The organism is Desulfosarcina variabilis str. Montpellier (assembly GCF_048565275.1).
GTDB classification, from domain to species: domain Bacteria; phylum Desulfobacterota; class Desulfobacteria; order Desulfobacterales; family Desulfosarcinaceae; genus Desulfosarcina; species Desulfosarcina variabilis.
The window spans coordinates 7,674,603-7,689,770 of sequence record NZ_CP159846.1; the positions used below are offsets into that span (position 1 = coordinate 7,674,603).

Genomic DNA, 15,168 nt, shown 5'->3' on the forward strand with positions numbered 1-15,168 from the left:
CTCCTTCATCTCTTCTTTAATTCCCGTTTAAGCCTCTGGGTCTCGGTAAGGATCTGCTCCAACTTGCCCAGTTTCATCTGCCTGATCTCCGCGCCGGTAGCCACTTTTGCGTTTTCCGCAGACACAATCGTTTCTGCCGGCTCAAGGCTGCCAGTGACATGGTGCACCGCGTACAGATAGTATGCGGGGATGGGATACTCCGTAGGCTTCGATAAATAGTTGTTGAACATATGGATGGAGAGCGGTTTGCGACAAACTGGCGGATCTTCGGCTGCCCCCGCTTCGCTGCGGCCGAAATAGGTGTTGATTCCATCAACAACCTGGTCCCGGCTCATGCCTGACTGGCGAATGGCCCGTTTGACCGCAGCAGCGATTTCTACACAGGCCTCGAATTCGTTCTCTATGGCCAGGGTTGGCGCTTGTTCGTTTTCGACTGCATCGAGAATGTCCTGTTTGGCGCTGATATAGCTGTCAAGCTTGTCCTCGAATCTGAACTCGAAGTTGAGCTGGTTCGGATCGGGGCGGGCTCGTTTGGTCATTGACGCGTTGACTCCTGGTGGGTTAGATTAACTTGTTAACCTGTGACGTCTATTTTTTTCCTCGGCATTGACGTTGACCGGACACTGAAAAGCGGGATAACCTGCAACCATCAGGCGCATTCCGCTTCACGGCATTGGTAATACTCGGACCAGATATCCTCGACTCGTCTGCCGATTGCTCTGGCGACGGCACGCCGAACACGGTCAGACACACACTGGTCATGGATCACGCGGTGCACCTGGGCACGGGAACGTTTGCACGCCCTGGCAATGTCTGCCTGGGTGATGTCGGCTCTCAACAATTCGATTTTGATGTCCTTTGGGGTCATGATGAATTTTCCTTTGGATCTGAATTTCAAAAAATGCATCAAAGAGTGTGATTTAGTTGAAACGGAACTTCGCAGTTGTCTGTCGCCGATGGAGATCAAAGTGCTGCGCGCTGAAATGAAATCTCTCGGGCGAGATGAATGGCTGCTTTGGTCTTGCACGCACGCCGCATCAATCGATGAGTTTCTCGCCGAGCCACCTTCGATAAGGCGGCGGCAGCCACACTGGAAGATGGACGAAGTTCGGCAACGTTTTCTGCTGGCGGCCATTCAACGGGTCCGTCAGGCCCGCAGAATGCTTCTTCACATTGATCGGCACTGTCTGTTCCCGTGGGCAGGCGGTTCGGGCCGGGACGCTGCTGTTCGAGCGGCCCAGGCATTGGACGATGTGGAGAATTACCCGGAACCGTATTGGCCGTTTGAAGGTCCGGATCCTTTTGAAGGTGCTGGTGAATCGGCCCGTTCCGTTGAAAATCATCAAGGATGATTTCCGTAATATACCGCTTGACGGTTTTCATTATGAATCGTGATGACTGATGAAACATCTCGACTCCTTTTTTGATAGAGGTAAATCAACCAGGCCATTGACCTCGAATAGGGAAAGGCATCTGTTTTGAATCAGGATGGGTAGCATGGTGGTCCTTTTTGTAATCTGAACGTTACACGGGCTTTGTTACGCATTGGATACGGCGCTTATATACACGTATTCGTTACCCTGTCAAGGCAAACAGTAAACACTTTCATGGATTTTAAAGATATAATAAAGCGCATAAAAGACTATACTGGTTTTTCTCAAAAAATTATTGCGCAAAAAATATTTGACATTTCAGACAAAAACCTTTCAAACAAAATAAGAAGAGGTAGTGTTGACCTGGCGGCACTTTTAAGTTGGGCAAGTAACGAAAACGTAGATTTAAATTGGCTTTTTACCGGAGAAGGATCACCGATTTCTGGTCAAGTCTCAGACACACAAACGCTGGGAGGCAAAACAACAGTCGACCATATTTGCATTGTAAAAGACTTCAAGAACAAAGAAGAGGCGATGCAAATTAGCAAAATATTGAGGGAAATAGAGAGCATTGATGAACGCCAGTTCTTCAGAATTCTTGGTCGATTAGAAATAGAATTGGAAAAAATTAAAACCGAGGCAATTCCGAAGGATAATAATCCCAATCGGCGCAGGAGCGAACGACGTTTGAAGAAAGACCCAGAAAGTATTCCAGGGGGAAAGGATCGCCGCAGTGGCCGGGATCGCAGGAAGGCCGCGGGCGGCGATCATTGATGGGGTGTGACCGGAGCGGTCCCTGGCCGTGCCCATTTAAAGAGGTTTGTGTATCGGAAAATAAATACTGCATTTGGAAAGTGATCTGCGATTGCTATATTCTCGAAAAAATTGAGAATCAGGGATAGTTTTTACCTGACGTTATTTATTTTAGACACAATTTAAGCAAAGACAACTATTTTGTAACACATTGAAACTTGAAACGGCTGCAGCAGCTGAGTGGTATTATGGTGGTGGAAGACTAACGCTTTGCCTGGGACAACGGAGAACGCCTTCAACTTAGGGTGCGTAAATGCCTGATTAACAAGTTGGTGTGAATCAATCAAAACTTCAACTTAAGGAGTGTAACAATCGATTTTGATAAGGATTCAGTGCTTTTTTTAAGCAATATCACAAATAATTGAAGCGAAATCATCTTGCAGATCGCTCTGTACAAAATCTATATCTTTGAGCAATTTCTGACGAGATTACATAACCCCATCTATCACAACATTTGACATGGTTGGCTGGCGCAAGGTAATCTCTATGTGTCTGTAAACTTAATCTCCTGATAAAAATATGTTCCAAATACGATGACAGGCTAAAAAAGTCAATTTTATGCCCCTATTTGGAATGTTATCAAGACGTCCATATAACATCACTATATGGTATATAAAATAGACCTCTTCAGAATATCAATGTTCGGTGTGGATGAGAGGCCAAGCAATGGCGAATCAGAAAAATCAGGGAGTTTTTTCTGGATATACAACCTTGGAGGCCAAAACAGAAAGAATACTTGATGCTTATAAAATTCAATTAGATTTCTGGAAAGTACAGAATGACAATTACTTTAAAAGAGTACAAATATTGATGGTGGTAATCCAAGTAACTTTATTGACAGCCGCATTCAAATTTATTCCCGTGAAAACTGGATCGTGTTATGAGGTTTTTGCCTTGATGGGGATAGCGATATTAGGCATTCTTTCATCGTGGCACTGGTCTTCCCTAAATGTGAAGCAGAACCAGTACATGGAATTTTGTCGTCGTAATCTTAGGAACTTAGAGTCAAAGCTCGTTGATTTGGGTGTGCCTCTCAGATATTTTACACTTGAGGCGCATGTCTTTGGGCCTTTACGCACAGAGATTACAAGCTCTGCCGGAACATCCGTACAGGAGATAAATAATCGCCACATTACACAATTTGACTGGAGTAAAGAGGTTTACCCAGATCCTGATACGAAAGATGCCAATATTCATGAGCTCACCCGGGTTAGTGGTGGGATGATCGCCTTCGAAAAAGGAATTGCAATAGGCTTAATCTGGATATGGGCTATAGCTCTTATTTTACTGATTATTATATGTAATTCTCGGATAGTGTTTCAATATTGGAAAGCAATTTAATTTTAACATCGATCCTTATGCTTTACTCGGACTGGTGCTTCGCTGCCGCTTCGCACCAGCCGGTAAGCTTGGCCGTTATAAGTTGAAGAATAAATGACAGATAAATTTTACTCAGTTGATCGAAGAGGATTTTATCAAACTGGTCTTTCTCTTGACCTTATGAAAGCAGACCCATTAAAACGTCCTCTTTTGCATTTAGATGGATGTTATACAGAGGATGATCTCAAAGCCCATCTTCAAACGCTTTTTCCTGAGGGCTTGTCGCTGCATGGCTGGCACTATTCAGTAGAAATGCATAACGCCGTAGCTCACGCTCACGAGGAAATAGAAACCCTTTATGTAAATCACGCAATTACAGTTGAGCTTCTTTTTGAATATGTTAGGCGTGCGTATTTCCCACAGGAACGGTCGAGGTTTCAATCATTTTTTGCATGGGAATCACTGGAAAAAGCGATCGAATTTCGGCAGGATGACCAGCCTATCTATCTGATAGAATCAGACCATATTCTGCGTGCGGATCAACGTTGGCTCAGTATTGGTGTTCAAAACATTGCAGGCTCACTCACAGCCCACAATTATTGGCGTGGCATTCCGACAGATCAACCTTGTTGGGAAGCAGTTTTATCATGTCCTGTGAAAGTCAAAGAGCGTGTAGTGTGAAAGTCTGATGTGAGCAAGCTTTTAACCTGGCACTTGTGAGGACGCAGAGGGCGCGCCGCACAGTACCGCGAAGACAGTTGTTGATAAAAATTAGGTTTAAAAATGGTGCTTGAAGAATTTTTTTCCTTATTAGATTCAATAAGTTCTGATGAATCTATATTGGATTTTTGTCGCAAACACGTCTTGCACGGTACCCCTTTTATTTTTGCAGAAAGAGATGATGACTTTTATGAATTTCGAAAAAGAATTGGTGATAAATTTAGAATACCTTTTCATGAGATATATATTACGGGTTCGGCCAAATTAGGATTTAGTCCTTTTAAAAGAAAGAGTTTTGATTACGATTCTGATATTGATGTGGCACTGATTTCTCTTAATTTGTTCGATTCTATAATGAATGATATTTCAAATTACCAGATGTCATTTAGAAAGAACAGGCAAGTCGTTCGGGAAGTTGAACTAAAGATGTATCATGATTTTTTAGAATACACAGCTCTTGGTTGGATTAGGCCAGATAAACTTCCGATTTCTTTCCAGATGAAAGCTTTTAAAGATGACTGGTTTGATTTTTTTAGAAGTATCTCATATGGAAAATCTGAAGTTGGAAATTATCAGGTTAATGCCGGTGTTTTTAAAAGTTATCAACATTTTGAATCTTATGTTTTTTCTGGCATTAAAGATCTTAAGAGACACAAGGTAGCGAGGGGAAGTTAATGGCAACTCAAATTAAACCATCGGTTACAAATCCTACAATTGCAGATATCTATGAAAAAATTGATACAAACCGACTTATTCTATCACCAGACTTTCAGCGGAAGTTTGTTTGGACGCATGAACACCAGGAAGAATTTCTTGATACAATTCTCAATGGATATCCTTTTCCTGAAATTTATGTATGTCAAGGAGAGACTGACATAAAAAAGCTGCGCACTACACAAAAAGTTATTGATGGACAGCAACGCCTAACAACCATAAAGAATTATATTGAACACACTTTCAAAAAAGATTTAAAGATTGTCCCAAGCTTTGATAGTTTGTCAGAGGACCAAAGAGATGACTTTTTATCATACCAAGTTGTAGTTCGAGATATAGGAAAGGTTGATGCGGACTTAGTAAAGGAAATATTTAGAAGGATTAATTTAACGAAATTTAAGCTTGAAGACATTGAAATACACAATGCGATTTATGACGGGAAGTTCATTCAAATTGCAAAAGAACTTTCGAAGGAAGTAGAATTACAGCAATTCGGAGTTTTTCATGAGTCTGAGTTCACTCGAATGGCTGACATTCATTTTTTTTTAATTGTAATGGCGACTCTACAACGCGGCGGCTATTTCCCTAGGGATAATGAACTTGAAAAATGTGTTGCCGAATTTAATGATGAATTCCCAAATGCGCATAAAATAAAATCTAAAATATTACACGCGATTTCGGTGATTCAGGAGCTAAAACTTGATTTAGACTCTATATGGTTTAGGAAGTCCTGTTTTTTTACACTTGTAATTGAAATCTGTAATGCAGATTCTTTACCTGATAATTTTCGAAATAAATTAATTGAATTTGATAGCATTGTTTTAAATAGCAAGAATAAAAAAGAATCAGATACAGGCCTTTTTTACCATTATATGTATTCTGGAACAAACGATAGAAAAGCAAGGGTTACTAGGTCAGAAATATTTAAAAAACACATATTAGATAAATAGCTTCTAACCTTTTGCTTCTCCAAATTCGGGCCAAAAAGCGGCCCTCTCTGGTGGGCAATACGATGGCGTGGACGCTTCGCGCCACACCATCGGGCTGCGGATTGCCATCCGCTTGATGACTGTCGCTAATTCGCAGCCCGTTACTGATATTTCCAAATAAGTTCAAGTCTGCTCTGATTACAGATAAATACATTTCATTCATCCGAAACCTTCCAGTGCACCAACATAACAATACCGTACCTTTTGATTGCCTTGATTTCAGATACACTCAGAATCCAGGATAAAAAAGCTACCGAATACCTGAATTGGTTCCGAACTCTCAAGGATTAGTCAGATAGCGTAAAGTAGATTTTCGAAAAAAATCATCTAATAGCATTTCCAGCTTTCACGAACCACACAATGCACCTTTACGATTTGAAAACATTACAAAAAGACCATTTTTACCCCAGCTTGAAATCATTTCTTCACATTTCCTGACTTTTTTAATTTCGAAATTTCACTAAACAGCCTTTCAAACGCCATTTAAAGCCACAATCAACGCGCGTTCATGTCTATTTCAAGCCCCCACCGTAGACAATTCCACTGGTTTCAAACCATCCGTCAAATCCCCCTAAAAACGCGAAATTGGTTTCAAACCTCTTTTTGCCACTATCCAACGCATCAAAAACGCCCAACTCACCAACATCATAACATAATCGCCATTCACCACCCATCACCGCCATTCACCGCCATTCACCGCCTTGGGTTCAAACCATCTGGTGGGTCACAGATTACGCGGTTTCAAACCGAGTGTCAGATTACATCTTTGCCTACGTATCCAACGACCCCATTAACTTTATTGAGCCTCTGGATAGCGGGGATACGATTTTACATAACATTCGATCTCGGCCTTTGCCCTTATTTGACGTAACCCCACCCCGGTCGTTAGCGGGGCACGATTTGACATAAGGCCCAAATCCGGTCATCTACCAGGTTCGATTTGACCTCCCCCCACGCCGGCCATGACAGTCCGCTTCTTGGGAAGCAGATCTTAAGCGGTGGCATAGGTGGGTTGGGTCATGCAGCGGCGGTCAATTTCTTGGTTCGATCCTCAATGGCCCGGATAATCTCTTGAATCGAATCAACCTCCGGCTCATCAAAATAGACCTCACCGCATTGCTGGCACACCCAGGCCGGGACAGCATCGAGGGTCAAATGATATTCCTGGCGGTCAATATGAAACGGTGCCGATCCTCTTTTCATGGTTCCTTGGCAATGCATGCACTTCATTGTTTTTTCCTCTTTCGATAACCGCGTTCCCATTCCTGATCGCTGGGAAGATACGCAGTGATGATGGCTAAATAATCGTCCTTGGGTGCGCATACAATGTGAAGGGGTCGTAGGTTCGCACCCCCCAATATGAGGCAGCTATGCCCCCTCACATCATTTGGGTAATCCTCGATGATCTCACCGGTTTCAATGACCATTCGTATTTCTGCCGTGGTGATCATTCGATCCGGCTTGGCCATCTGCCGTATTGCATGCGGAAGGAACAGAATTCTTTTGGCCGCGCTATTACGAACTTGCATTAAAATGGTTGAATAATCAGTCATTACCCCGATCAAACGGTAGTGGTCAATTTTGGACACACTGAAGCCAGCCGCCCAGTACATCATTCGCCAAATATCAACGATTTAAATGTAACGTAAAATCGATCGGTAATCAATCGGCGGCAATGAAGTTGCCATCGATGCTGTCGAAGGTCCAATTACCGCTGGTTGTCTTTCAAAAAAATGCCAACCCTTCTGGCAAATTCATTTTTTCCACCGCTACAGGCCCGTTTACGCGGTTTCAAACCAAGTGTAAAATGGTTTCAAACCGAGTGTCAGATTACAGGTGGGTCACACCTCTGATATCAAAACATAATCACCATCCACCACCCATCACCGACATTCATCGCCTTGGTTTCAAACCACTTGGTGGGTCACTAGAGCGCCGGACTTCGAATCAGTAGTCCGCAAGTTTGAATCCTGCACCCTCCATGGAACGGACAGAACTGCCGCTCATCTCGCGCCCATTGACCTTTAAAACAGCTTGACATAATGCCCTCCTATATGTACATTACAGTGTACACATGGGAGGGCATTATGAAAACAGTCAATTTTACTGATTTTAGAAAAAAAGCATCCAGTTTTATTACTGAAGTAGAGCATGGCGAAACGATAATCCTTGTGAGGCGTGGAAAGCCAATAGCAGAGGTTGTTCCATTTACTGACCGGCATACACGAACACCATCCTGGAAAGAGCCAGGTATTCATTTACAGATTAGCGGAGCAGATTTATCATCGGCTATTGTGGAGGATCGTGAGGCAGAATCATGAAGCTTTTTTGTGATTCATCCGCTCTTGCTAAAAGATATGTATATGAGCAAGGTTCTGAGAGTATGGACTCTCTTTTGCAGAAGGCGTCTCAGTTAGCACTGTGTACAATTTTAGTGCCTGAAATAATTTCTGCGCTAAATCGAAGACGGAGAGAGCAAAATTTATCGTTGCGCGAATATCGCACGATTAAGAGACAATTGCTGGAAGATGTCCGTGACGCAATCGTTCTTCAAATTACCCCCGCGGTCATTTCCCGTTCTGTGCAGCTATTAGAAAATAATAACTTAAGGGCAATGGATGCTTTGCATGTCGCCTGCGCCCTTGAATGGCAGACCGAAATTTTTGCAACTTCTGATAAAAGACAGTTTGTTGCAGCTCAGAACGCTGGACTTCTGACTGAGTTCATAGGCCAACAAGGCAGTTGATCAGTTGATGCCATATTCCTTTAGTTTCAGCTGCAGCGTCCGGCGGCTGATCCCCAGGATTTTTGATGTCTTCGTCCGATTCCCGCCCATATCATCGAGAGTTTTGAGTATCATGTCCTTCTCCACGGCTTTGAGCGAACGACCTGATGCCAGGATGGCCGACGAATCTGTTTTTGAACGGTCCTGATCGCCAATGGTGCCGGGGAAGTGCTCAGGGCCGATGCGCTCACTCCTGGCCATGATGACCGAACGCTCGATGACGTTTTCCAATTCCCGGACATTGCCCGGCCAGGCATATCCCATGAGAAGATCCATCGCCCGGGGCTGGAAGCCTTTGAATGTGCGACGATTCTTGGCGGCATAGTGGCTGAGAAAATGCTCCGCCAGTAAAGGAATGTCTGAGGTCCGGTCTCTTAACGGCGGCACCGTCAGGGTGACCACATTCAGGCGATAGTACAGATCCTCACGGAATCGATCCGCTTCAATCTCCTCTTCCAGATGACGATTGGTCGCCGATATGATGCGGGTGTCGACCCGGATCGTTCGGGTGCCGCCCACCGGTTCAAACTCACGCTCCTGAAGGACGCGAAGGATTTTGGCCTGCGTGGCCGGCGTCATTTCGGCGATCTCATCCAGAAACAGCGTGCCCTGATCGGCCAGCTGAAAGCGGCCCTTTTTGGGACCGGTGGCACCCGTGAAGGCCCCTTTTTCGTGCCCGAAAAGTTCATTTTCAAGCAGCGTTTCCGGCAGCGCCGCACAATTAACCTTGATGAACGGCCTGTCTTTCCGGGGACTGTTGTGATGAATGGCACTGGCCACCAGCTCTTTGCCGGTGCCGCTTTCCCCCTGAATCAGTACGGTGGCCTCGGACGGGGCCACCAGGGTCAGGGTTTCGATCAATTCCCGCATGGCCGAACTGCTGCCGATGATATTGCCGAGATCAAACGTTTGGCCCAGTTGCTCTTTGAGGGTGAGGTTTTCTGCCTCCAACTGATGCTGGCGCAGTGTTTTTGCGACCGTGATAATCAGCTCGTCAATGTCGATCGGTTTGGTCAGATAATTTTCAGCGCCCGATTTGAGCGCCTCCACAGCCGAGCGCACCGATCCATAGGCGGTCATGATCACCACCGGAAGATCCGGATTGATGCGGACCATTTTCTTCTGGGCGATATCCCCGTCCATTCGTTTCATGCGCAGATCCATGAGCACCAGATCGAAAATATCGTTCTCCACCATGGTGCAGGCCGTGTCGCCGTCATCGGCTTCATGAACATGGTACCCCTTATCGGAAAGCACAGCCTTGAGCATGGTCCGGTGTGCGGCGTCATCATCGACAATCAATATCCTGGCAGCGTCGGGCGTGTTCATCGGTCAATATCCTTCAGTGAAATGGTAAACCGGGTTCCGCGGCTTTTTCCTGGCGGCGGACTTTCTACCGTAACGCCGCCGCCATGGTGCTCAGCGATTTTTCTCACCATGGCCAGCCCTACTCCGGTTCCCCGTTCACGGGTGGTGTAGAAGGGCTCGAATATTTTTTCCGTTAAATCCGGTGCGATTCCCGGTCCGTTGTCTTCCACGTCAATAATAACGCCTTTTTCCTGATCAGCGTTGCCGGCGCGCACATCGATCACGCCGCCGTCTTCCAGTGCATGAATGGCATTGAGTATCAGGTTGAGGATCGCCTGAGTGAGTTGATTGGGGTCTGCCATGATCCGGGAACAATCGGGGTCGATGTGAGTCTGAACGTCGATGCTTTTCGCGTCGGTATCCGCGGATACCAACACGAGCACATGCGCGATGATGTCGGCAAGGCAGATCTCTTCCGGTTCCAGGGTCATCGGCCGGGCAAAGTTGAGCAGGTCTGAAACCACATGGTTGATGCGGTCGATTTCACGCACCATTACATCGGCATACTCGCGTTCAGGGGATTCTTCATCGTGGCCTTTACCGAGCAGGTAGGCAAAACCACGGATGGAACTCAAGGGGTTGCGGATTTCATGGGCCACACCAGCGGCCAGGCGACCGATTGCCGCCAGTCTTTCCGTTCGCTGGACCTGTTTTTCGAGCTGTTTGATGGCGCTCATGTCCCTGACGACCACCACGGCGCCGCGTCGATCGCCGGCTTCGTCCTTTATGGGCGTGGCCGTGAGCATCAGCGGGAGTGCGTCCCCGGCGCGCCGCCCGAACCGGATTTCATGGTTCAGTACAGGTACCCCTGCATCTAATGTCCGGGCGATGCCGGTGGCATCGAAATTAAATATCTCACCAAGGTCCAGACCGTCCACATCCGCTTCCGGAATGTCCAGCAGCGCCAGGGCCTGGTGATTGAAGGAGACCACGCGGCCATCCGTATCGATACTCAGCACGCCATGGGCCATGCTGGCGATCACCTGACGGGTGTAATCCCGGGTTTCCTGCAATGTCCGGCTGAGCATATAGTAACTGCGCAGCACGATGAAAAAATAGATCACGCCGCCGCCCAGCACCAGAACGATGCCGCCCATGATGACGGCATGCTGCAAATCCGATCGGCGGGCCGTTTCATAGGCCGTCATGCTCATGCCCAGGTAGACGGTGGCACGCGCGTGAAAATGGGCCGGCGTCCCGTCTGCCGGGTTCTTCCCGGATGGCAGTGCAATTTCTTTTCGGGTCCCCAGAGGGTCGAACGGCTTGGCCACTTCGTACACCCGGCTGCTGTTCGGAAGTTGTCTTACCCGCGTGTGAACATCATCCAAACGGTCAAATATAGGAATCCATGAGGTAAGTGTGCCCTCCAGTGAGGGAATGGAGTGGTGCACCACACGACCGTTTTCATCAACCAGGAAGATGTAATTGATGTCTTCCGAGCGTCCGATTTCATGAATCAGACTGCCGATGGCATCCATCCCGGCCATCTGCATCATCATGCCCGCCCTTGCGCCGGCTTCGAGCGCATTTATCAGCGTCAGTGCCTGGCGATGGACGGTCTGCCTGGCCGCGTTGCGTTCCCGATTCAGATTGTGCACGGTCGAGATGCTGATGAAGACAAGCAAAAGCAGAACGACAAACAGAATCGAAAGTGCGGTCAGATAGAGTTGTCGGCGGGGTACGGCGTTCATGGAAGATGAATCCTTTTACCCAGAATATCCAAAACCAGAAACGGCACCTCTCACCCGATTTCGGCGTTGGGCAACAAATTCAAATCCTCAAAATATAACCAATATTCATCCAGTTTGAATTTATTGCCCGCCTTGAACTCGGGCGAGATTCACCATTTCTGTAAAAGCACCCAATAAGGATAATGCGGTATTACTTCAGGTGCAAATTTTTTTCGCACCCGGCCGGATGATACGCTTCAAGCGAGTAATTTTTTCGCACCCCCATCCCTGCAAAAAAAATCCAAATCAACATGTAATCGTTGAATTATCAAATAGTTATCAATGTGGCACGGCAATTGATGAGACTATTCTTCTGAAAAGGTTGGAATCGGCTTTTTCACGCACCCATCATCAAGTGCCAGGAGTTCAACATGGGTTTTCAATTTTTATGCTCTTTACAGATTATGGTGGCCACGCCACTGTTCGGTCGGAAAAGGCGGCGCGTCACGGTCCCCCTTGCCATGATAATGCTTCTGGTCGGGGCCCAGGTATCGGCCGGTGATGTCAATCCTAATCCCAACCGCGCAAGCCTCACCACGTCACCGACGGTGGGCCTTGCCGATCTTATCGATCATGCCTATGCCCACAATCCATCGATCCGGAAGGCGCGTGAAGCCTGGCGGGCAACGGTGGAACGCTATCGGGTGACCACCGGTTACCCGGACCCGCAGCTGATGGTGACCTGGTTTCCCGAACCCATCGAAACCCGCCTGGGCCCCCAGGACTGGAACGCCCAGATCTCGCAGATGATTCCCTTTCCGGGCAAGCTGTCCAAGGCCGGGGAGCTGGTGGCAGCCGACGCCCGCATCGCCCGCCTCAATCTGGACAAGACCGTCAAGGAAACCATCCGGGCCGTCAAGGCGTCCTACTTTGAGTTGTGGTATATCCGTCAGGCCAGAGCCATCACCGGGCAGAACACCGACCTGTTGAAGCACATCCGCAAAATCGCCGAGACTGCCCATGCCGATGACCGGGCCACCCTCACCGATGTGATCAAAGCCCAGTCCCAGGGCGGCCAGCTGCAATACGATGCCCTGCTGCTGGAAGAACTGGAGCAGACGGAAATCACCCGTCTCAACGGACTCCTGGACCGTGATCCCGATGCAGCCATCGGAAATCTGGTCACGCCGGTCATCCATCCCCTCGCAGTCGACCTTTCCGCCATCTACCGCCTGGCCGAAGCCAATCAGGAAGACATTCTTATGGCCCAGGTGGGGGTGGAAAAAGGCGATACCCAGGTGTCTCTGGCCCGGTTCCAGAACCTGCCCGACTTTAAAATCGGCTTGTTTTACGCCGGTATCGGCAATCCCGACATGCCGGTCCCCCCCGAGGATGCCGGACGGGACGCGATCGGCGTCCAGGCGGGCTTTTCCATTCCCTTGTGGTTCGGCAAAAACAACAGCCGCGTGGACAAAGCCATGGCGGAAAAAGAAAAGGCCCGGGCCGATAGAAAGCTGCGCATCAACACGGTGCAGACAGACATTCGCACGCTGTATTTCAAGACCCGCAATGCATTACGCGTGGTTCAATTGTACGAAAACGATCTGTTGCCCCAGGCGGCCAGATCCATGCAGATCGCCGAGGTCTGGTACCGGGAAGGCGAGTCGTCGTTTACCGATTTCATCGAGACCCAGTCCGTCTGGTACAACTTTCAACTGGCCCTGGCCCGCGCCAAAGCGGACTACGGCATCAGCCTGGCCGGGCTCGAACGCCTGGCCGGCACCCATCTGACCGGTGATGTTCAGTTGCCGTCGCCACCCGATGCAAAGGAGGCGCAATGAAGACCCTGGTTTTACTGGTTGCCGGCATTCTTGCCGTCTGGTTTTCCGGGATGGCCGGGACAGCCGTTGGCGGATACCGTGATCTGAAACAGGACATTGAAGCCTATTCCCCGCCGGCATTGCTGCATGTGTCGGCTGCGCCCCAATCCCCGGACACAGTCACGGCCGATGCGTTCGATGGTGAGACGCAGTCCATCAATGCCATGCGCGATCGCTGGGCCGAGGCACTGCGCTGCCGCATCCAGCCTGCCCATGCAGGAGAACTGGCCGTTGTAGCCAGGGATGATGCGAACACACTTTCCATTCTCAAGCATCAATTCTCACTCGAGGCGACCCGGCAGCTGATCCTGCTGCGCAATCCGTCGATCAAAGCGGCTGCCACCCGCGTTAAGGCAGCACTGGAAGGCTTCGGCCAGGTCGAGCAATTGGATGCAATCCTGCGCCAGTATTCCGCCTTTACCGAAGGCGTCATGGCCGGGGTCGGACCGATGCGCGGCGGGGCGGACACGATCCAGATGAAATTCCCTTTCCCCGGTGTGACGGCCCTGAAAGGCCAGATCGCCGAGAAGAATGTGGAAGACAGGGTTCACCAGCTCGATCGAGTTCGGCGGGATGTGGTTGCCCAGGGCAGCAAGGCCTACTGGAACCTGCTTTACACCCACCAGGCGCTTGCCATTACCCGCGACACGCTGGATCGGCTGAGCCACCTGGAGTCGGTGGCCACCACCCGTTACGGGGCGGGCAAGGCCAGCTACCAGGATGTGGTCAAGATCCGCATCGGCCGTGAGAAATTGATCGAGCAGCTGACCACCCTTGAAAAACAGCGCGTCAATCTGGAAACCGAACTGCTGACCCTGATGGATATGGAGCCCGGGCCGTCTCTTGGATGGCCGCAGTCGACCGTCCCGGACACCCGGATTCCCAGCCTGGAAGATTTGTATCCCCTGGCGCTTGCCAACCGCCAGGAGCTCAGCCGCATGCGCACCCTGATCGCCAGGATGCAGCGCATGATCGAGATGGCCGAGACCATGATCCAGCCGGCGCTTTCCCGGAATACCGCACTGTTCACGGATGAGGCCGCTGTCCAGGTGGGCAGCGGCGGCATGAAACCGTCGTTCGCGACCAACCTGTCGCCGACACGGGGCAAGGGGCTGCCCCAAAATGCCTGGTTCGGCAGCCGGGACGCCTATCTTCGCGAAACCCGCCGCAAACTGGTCGCCCTGAAGGCGGATCTGGCCGAGGCCGAAGCACGCACCCGGCTGATGGTCCGCACCGGCTGGTTCGATCTGGACAAAGCCAGGCGTGAGCGATCCCTGTTCAACAACCGGCTGCTGGAACTGGCCCGGACCTCCCTGGACGTGTCGACCCGCGGGTATGAATCCGGCAAGGTATCCTTTGCCGACGTGATCGCCTCCTACACCGGCTGGCTGGACGTCAACCTGGCCGGCCAGCGCCGCAACAGTGATGTGGGCATTGCCCGGCTTGAACTGGAGTGCCGCGTCGGCACGCCACTATTAAAAAAGCCGGCGGACGCCAGATCCGGCGTTGCCAGGGGATCGCAGTAAAATGGTTACG

17 protein-coding genes are annotated in these 15,168 nt (G+C 49.2%); 10 read left to right on the plus strand and 7 right to left on the minus strand.

Features of this window, described 5'->3' with window-relative positions:
- Positions 1 to 5: 5 nt before the first annotated feature.
- Both Dvar_RS34715 and Dvar_RS34720 read right to left on the minus strand, forming a co-directional pair.
- Positions 6 to 539, minus strand: a complete 534-nt coding sequence (locus Dvar_RS34715) for a hypothetical protein (protein WP_419657733.1) — start codon at positions 537 to 539, stop codon at positions 6 to 8.
- Between the two features lie 110 nt (positions 540 to 649).
- A complete protein-coding gene (locus tag Dvar_RS34720; protein WP_419657735.1) occupies positions 650 to 868 on the minus strand; it encodes a hypothetical protein in 219 nt (72 codons plus the stop codon).
- Here Dvar_RS34720 and Dvar_RS34725 point away from each other — a divergent pair.
- The 6 genes from Dvar_RS34725 to Dvar_RS34750 all read left to right on the plus strand — a co-directional run bounded on the left by Dvar_RS34725 (position 867) and on the right by Dvar_RS34750 (position 5,890).
- Positions 867 to 1,352 carry a hypothetical protein gene (locus tag Dvar_RS34725; RefSeq protein ID WP_419657736.1) on the plus strand — a complete coding sequence of 162 codons (486 nt, stop codon included), beginning with the start codon at positions 867 to 869 and terminating at the stop codon, positions 1,350 to 1,352. The two genes, Dvar_RS34720 and Dvar_RS34725, sit on opposite strands and share 2 nt — an antisense overlap.
- Positions 1,353 to 1,607: 255 nt before the next feature.
- A complete protein-coding gene (locus tag Dvar_RS34730) occupies positions 1,608 to 2,147 on the plus strand; it encodes a helix-turn-helix domain-containing protein (RefSeq protein ID WP_419657738.1) in 540 nt (179 codons plus the stop codon).
- 705 nt (positions 2,148 to 2,852) lie between these two features.
- Positions 2,853 to 3,527: a hypothetical protein gene (locus Dvar_RS34735; RefSeq protein ID WP_419657739.1), complete on the plus strand. Its 675-nt coding sequence runs from the start codon at positions 2,853 to 2,855 to the stop codon at positions 3,525 to 3,527.
- A gap of 93 nt (positions 3,528 to 3,620) precedes the next feature.
- On the plus strand, positions 3,621 to 4,187 hold the full coding sequence (locus tag Dvar_RS34740; protein ID WP_419657740.1) for a hypothetical protein: 567 nt from the start codon (positions 3,621 to 3,623) through the stop codon (positions 4,185 to 4,187).
- Between the two features lie 102 nt (positions 4,188 to 4,289).
- Positions 4,290 to 4,901: a hypothetical protein gene (locus Dvar_RS34745; protein WP_419657742.1), complete on the plus strand. Its 612-nt coding sequence runs from the start codon at positions 4,290 to 4,292 to the stop codon at positions 4,899 to 4,901.
- Positions 4,901 to 5,890 carry a DUF262 domain-containing protein gene (locus Dvar_RS34750; RefSeq protein ID WP_419657744.1) on the plus strand — a complete coding sequence of 330 codons (990 nt, stop codon included), beginning with the start codon at positions 4,901 to 4,903 and terminating at the stop codon, positions 5,888 to 5,890. The genes Dvar_RS34745 and Dvar_RS34750 overlap by 1 nt, the downstream gene beginning before the upstream one ends.
- A gap of 551 nt (positions 5,891 to 6,441) precedes the next feature.
- Here Dvar_RS34750 and Dvar_RS34755 read toward each other — a convergent pair.
- The 3 genes from Dvar_RS34755 to Dvar_RS34765 all read right to left on the minus strand — a co-directional run bounded on the left by Dvar_RS34755 (position 6,442) and on the right by Dvar_RS34765 (position 7,545).
- On the minus strand, positions 6,442 to 6,612 hold the full coding sequence (locus Dvar_RS34755) for a hypothetical protein (protein ID WP_419657746.1): 171 nt from the start codon (positions 6,610 to 6,612) through the stop codon (positions 6,442 to 6,444).
- Between the two features lie 334 nt (positions 6,613 to 6,946).
- Positions 6,947 to 7,159 carry a YgiT-type zinc finger protein gene (locus tag Dvar_RS34760; RefSeq protein ID WP_419657748.1) on the minus strand — a complete coding sequence of 71 codons (213 nt, stop codon included), beginning with the start codon at positions 7,157 to 7,159 and terminating at the stop codon, positions 6,947 to 6,949.
- Positions 7,156 to 7,545, minus strand: a complete 390-nt coding sequence (locus Dvar_RS34765) for a DUF4258 domain-containing protein (RefSeq protein ID WP_419657749.1) — start codon at positions 7,543 to 7,545, stop codon at positions 7,156 to 7,158. Before Dvar_RS34765 ends, Dvar_RS34760 begins: the two co-directional genes overlap by 4 nt.
- Positions 7,546 to 8,016: 471 nt before the next feature.
- On the opposite strand from Dvar_RS34765, the gene Dvar_RS34770 reads away from it, so the two are divergent.
- Positions 8,017 to 8,250, plus strand: coding sequence for a type II toxin-antitoxin system Phd/YefM family antitoxin (locus tag Dvar_RS34770; protein ID WP_419657750.1), 234 nt, complete (start codon positions 8,017 to 8,019; stop codon positions 8,248 to 8,250).
- Positions 8,247 to 8,675, plus strand: a complete 429-nt coding sequence (locus Dvar_RS34775; RefSeq protein ID WP_419657752.1) for a type II toxin-antitoxin system VapC family toxin — start codon at positions 8,247 to 8,249, stop codon at positions 8,673 to 8,675. The genes Dvar_RS34770 and Dvar_RS34775 overlap by 4 nt, the downstream gene beginning before the upstream one ends.
- On the opposite strand, the gene Dvar_RS34780 is transcribed toward Dvar_RS34775, so the two are convergent.
- Positions 8,676 to 10,043 carry a sigma-54-dependent transcriptional regulator gene (locus Dvar_RS34780; RefSeq protein WP_419657753.1) on the minus strand — a complete coding sequence of 456 codons (1,368 nt, stop codon included), beginning with the start codon at positions 10,041 to 10,043 and terminating at the stop codon, positions 8,676 to 8,678. It lies immediately after the preceding gene.
- Positions 10,040 to 11,773 (minus strand): two-component system sensor histidine kinase NtrB, encoded by a 1,734-nt coding sequence (locus Dvar_RS34785; RefSeq protein ID WP_419657754.1) that lies wholly within the window; start codon positions 11,771 to 11,773, stop codon positions 10,040 to 10,042. Before Dvar_RS34785 ends, Dvar_RS34780 begins: the two co-directional genes overlap by 4 nt.
- Positions 11,774 to 12,183: 410 nt before the next feature.
- Here Dvar_RS34785 and Dvar_RS34790 point away from each other — a divergent pair, with 410 nt between their 5' ends.
- Positions 12,184 to 13,593 carry a TolC family protein gene (locus tag Dvar_RS34790; RefSeq protein WP_419657755.1) on the plus strand — a complete coding sequence of 470 codons (1,410 nt, stop codon included), beginning with the start codon at positions 12,184 to 12,186 and terminating at the stop codon, positions 13,591 to 13,593.
- Positions 13,590 to 15,158, plus strand: a complete 1,569-nt coding sequence (locus Dvar_RS34795) for a TolC family protein (RefSeq protein WP_419657756.1) — start codon at positions 13,590 to 13,592, stop codon at positions 15,156 to 15,158. The genes Dvar_RS34790 and Dvar_RS34795 overlap by 4 nt, the downstream gene beginning before the upstream one ends.
- Positions 15,159 to 15,168 lie beyond the last annotated feature (10 nt).